The sequence below is a fragment of the Elioraea sp. Yellowstone genome, from assembly GCF_006704265.1.
Classification (GTDB): Bacteria; Pseudomonadota; Alphaproteobacteria; order Acetobacterales; family Acetobacteraceae; genus Elioraea.
In genome coordinates this window covers 1-3,843 of record NZ_VIKA01000220.1, presented here as the reverse complement: position 1 = coordinate 3,843, position 3,843 = coordinate 1, and the positions used below count along the sequence as shown (strand labels likewise).

At 74.1% G+C, this 3,843-nt stretch carries 3 protein-coding genes and 1 pseudogene; 3 read left to right on the top strand and 1 reads right to left on the bottom strand.

What is annotated here, in order from left to right:
- Positions 1-761 (bottom strand): annotated as a pseudogene (locus FK498_RS17810) (hypothetical protein); the annotation flags it as partial.
- Between the two features lie 182 nt (positions 762-943).
- Here FK498_RS17810 and FK498_RS17805 point away from each other — a divergent pair.
- The 3 genes from FK498_RS17805 to FK498_RS17795 all read left to right on the top strand — a co-directional run bounded on the left by FK498_RS17805 (position 944) and on the right by FK498_RS17795 (position 3,720).
- Entirely contained in the window at positions 944-2,194 is a 1,251-nt protein-coding gene (locus tag FK498_RS17805) for a Zn-dependent hydrolase (RefSeq protein ID WP_141856939.1), read from the top strand.
- A gap of 21 nt (positions 2,195-2,215) precedes the next feature.
- Positions 2,216-2,524: a putative quinol monooxygenase gene (locus FK498_RS17800; protein ID WP_141856937.1), complete on the top strand. Its 309-nt coding sequence runs from the start codon at positions 2,216-2,218 to the stop codon at positions 2,522-2,524.
- 158 nt (positions 2,525-2,682) lie between these two features.
- A complete protein-coding gene (locus FK498_RS17795; protein ID WP_141856935.1) occupies positions 2,683-3,720 on the top strand; it encodes an esterase in 1,038 nt (345 codons plus the stop codon).
- Positions 3,721-3,843 lie beyond the last annotated feature (123 nt).

Genomic DNA, 3,843 nt, shown 5'->3' with positions numbered 1-3,843 from the left:
GGCACCGGCCGCGCCGGCACCGGCGCGGGCGCGGCCGCGATGCGCGCGGCGAGCGGCGCGCCGAACATCCGCCCGCTGTTGATGGAGAGGGCTAGGCTCGCCAGCGTCCGCCGCTCCGAGGCCACGGTGGCGGACTGGCGGCTCACCTCGTCGGCGAGCTCGTTCAGGAGCCGCTCGATCACCACGATCGTGCGGCTGGTGTCGTCCTCCAGCAGGTCGAGATTGCGGTGGTCCTGGTCGATGCCGCCCGCGAGCCGGTAGGCCGAGCGGATCGAGCTCTGCAGGAAGTTCGCGGTGGCGGCGTTCGCCGCCACCCGCGTCGAGAGCGAGGAGAGCCGGCCGACGTTCTGCTCGAGCCCGGCGAGCTGGCCCTGCGCCTCGTTCCAGGCCGAGATCAGCTCGGGATTGCCCGGCGTGGTGCCGACCTGCAGCCGCGCGGTGATGCCGCCCACCAGCGTCTGGTAGCGCGCCGCGAGGTCGGCGATCGCGGCGCGCGTGGCGCGCACCTCGATCAGGTTGTCGTTCACTCCCGCCTTGAGCGCGCCGAGCTCGGCGCCAAGCTGTTGCACGCGCGCATCGACCACCGTGCCCGTGGGGGTGAGACGCGGGGCCGCGGCCGCGAGGGCCGCCGCCTCCTCGGGCGCGGGCGGGATCTCGATCCGCTGCACCGGCTCGGCCCGCTGGAACGCCTGGCAGGCTGAGACCGCCAGCGCCGCCGCAACCAGGACAAGGGGCCGGAACGGGCTGCGGGCTTGCTTCACGGTGGCGCGGATCCTTGACGTGAGGACGGGCGGGCGCGGGCAGGCGGAGGACCGGGCGCAACCTCTAGCAGAGGGTTCGCCGCCTGCGGAAGGGCCGAGGCCGCGCCCGCGGCCGGCACGGCGGTGCGGGGTTGCGGTCGCGTGCCGGCCCGGCAAGATGGCCGCGCAGCAAGGAGGACGCGATGGCGGCGATCGCCGGCAATGTGCGGATCGACGGACGGCGGCTGTGGGACCTGCTGATGGAGATGGCGCGAATCGGCGCCACGCCGAAGGGCGGCGTGCGGCGACTGACGCTCTCGGCCGAGGACAGGCAGGGGCGCGACCGCTTCCGCGCGCTCTGCGAGGCGGAGGGGCTCGCGGTCACCGTCGATGCGATCGGCAACATGTTCGCCCGCCGCGAGGGGCGCGACCCGACGCGCAGGCCGGTGATGTTCGGCAGCCATCTCGACAGCCAGCCCTCGGGCGGCAAGTTCGACGGCGCGCTCGGCGTGCTGGCCGGGCTCGAGGTGATCCGCACCCTGAACGAGCGGGGGATCGAGACCGAGGCGCCGCTGATCCTCTGCAACTGGACCGACGAGGAGGGCAGCCGCTTCGGCCACTCGCTGATGGGCTCGGGCGTCTGGGTCGGCGGCATCCCGCTCGAGAAGGCCTATGCGCTCGCCGACACCGAGGGGGTGACGGTCGGGGAGGCGCTGGAGGCGATCGGCTACAAGGGCGATCTGCCCGCCCGCCCCTTCCCTGCGGACGCCTATTTCGAGCTGCACATCGAGCAGGGCCCGATCCTCGAGGCCGAGGAGAAGACCATCGGCATCGTCACCGGCGCGCAGGCGATGGCCTGGTACGACCTCGCCCTCACCGGCTGGGAGAGCCACGCCGGCACCACCCCGCCCGCGCGCCGCCGGGACGCGCTGGTGGGCGCGGCGCGGGTGATCGCGCTGGTCGACCGGCTGATGCGCGAACAGGGCGAGGACGGGCGCGGCACGGTCGGCTTCCTCCGCGTCGAGCCGAACAGCCGCAACGTGGTGCCGGGCCGGGTCGCCTTCTCGGCCGAGTTCCGCCACCCCTCGGATGCGGTGATCGACGCGCTCGACCGCCGCTTCGAGGAGGAGACGCGCGCGATCGCCGCCGGCATGAGGCTCGATCTCGCCTTCACGCGGGTCTTCCGCTACCCCGCCCAGCCCTTCGATCCCGCCTGCGTCGCCCTGGTGCGCGAGGCGGCGGCGCGGCTGGGCTATCCCGCGCGCGAGATCGTCTCCGGCGCGGGGCACGACGCCTGCGCGGTCGCGCGCGTGATCCCGACCGCGATGATCTTCGTGCCCTGCAAGGACGGGCTCAGCCACAACGAGGCCGAGGAGATCCTGCCCGAGCACGCCGCCGCCGGCGCGCAGGTGCTGTTCGAGGCCGTGCTCGCGCGCGCCAACCGTGTCCCCTGACCCCGGCAAGGATCCCGCCCGATGCTGCATGTGATCGCCACCGTCACGCTCGCCGAGGGCGGGTTCGACGCCTGGTCGCGCGCCTTCGCCGCCGTCCGCCCGGCCGTCCTGGCCGAGGACGGCTGCCTCGCCTACGAGGCGACGGTGGAGGAGCCCGGCGTGCTCGGCGCCCAGGCGCCGCTGCCGCCCGGCACGGTGGTGATCGTCGAGCGCTGGCGCGACGCCGCCGCCCTGCAGGCGCACAGCACCGCCCCGCACATGGCCGAGTACCGCGCGGCGGTGAAGCCCTTCGTCAGGGGGGTCGCGATCCACGTGCTGCGGCCGCTCTGATCCCCCTTTCCGCGCCCGCGCCGCGCGGCTTGAGCCGGTTCCGACGCGGTCGGCACCGGCACCGGGGTTCCCTGGCGCGCATCCCCGCCCGATCGGGTGGGTCCACCTCAACGGGATCTGCGCTAGCGTCGTCGCGACAACGATCACGGGAGAGACCGATGCGTCCGCTCGCAGCCCTCACCGCCGCCCTCGCCGCCGCCCTCGCCGCCGTCGCGCCGGCCGCTGCGCAGGACCTCGCCGTGCGCGAGATCGGCAGCTTCCACATCGGCGGGCGCACCGTCACCCTCCAGGGGCTGCCGGTGCAGGAGATCACCTTCACCGCCGGCGCACCGCCCTTCCGCTACGACCCGAACGGCCAGTTCCAGGTCGAGCAGATGTACGTGCAGTACGTGAAGCTCGCGGCCCCGCGCGCGCGGTATCCGCTGCTGATGTGGCACGGCGGCGGCCTGACCGGCGTCACCTGGGAGACCACGCCCGACGGCAGGCCGGGCTGGCAGATGGCGTTCCTGCGCGCGGGCCACGACGTCTACGTCTCGGATGCGGTCGAGCGCGGCCGTTCCGGCTGGGCACGCTATCCGGAGATCTTCCCGACGCCGCCGATCTTCCGCCCGCTCGCCGAGGGCTGGAACCTGTTCCGCGTCGGCCCGGCCGACGGCTGGGACCCCGATCCGGCGAAGCGGCGCGCCTATCCCTCCACGCAGTTTCCCGTTGCGGCATGGGATCAGTTCGGCAAGCAGTCGGTGCCGCGCTGGGTGACCACCGACGCCGCCATCCAGGCCGCCTACAACGACCTCGTCCAGCGTGTCTGCCCCTGCGTGATCATGGTGCACAGCCAGGGCGGGAATTTCGGCTTCAACGCCGCCCTCGCCGCCCCCGACAAGGTGCGCGCGCTGATCGCGATCGAGCCCTCGGGTGCGCCCGATCCCGCGCGCGCCGAGGCCGCGCGGGTCAGGGAGATTCCGCATCTCGTGGTCTGGGGCGACTTCATCGAGGGCCACGCGCTCTGGCCGCGCCTGGTCGCGAATGTCGCGCGCTGGCAGAAGGCGATCGCGGATGCCGGAGGGCGCGCCGACACCCTCGACCTGCCGAAGGAGGGCATGGCCGGCAACAGCCACATGCTGATGATGGACCGCAACAGCGACGCGATCGCCGCGCGCATCCAGGACTGGATCGTGGCCCGCGGGCTGATGCGGTGAGCGCGCCCCTCGCGCCGCGATCCGATCCGGACGCGTGCCGCCTCGGCCCGGGCAGCACGCATCCCCGCGCCGGCGGCGGGCGGGGCCCGCGGGCGCAGGAGAGGCCGGCGCGGACATGACCGC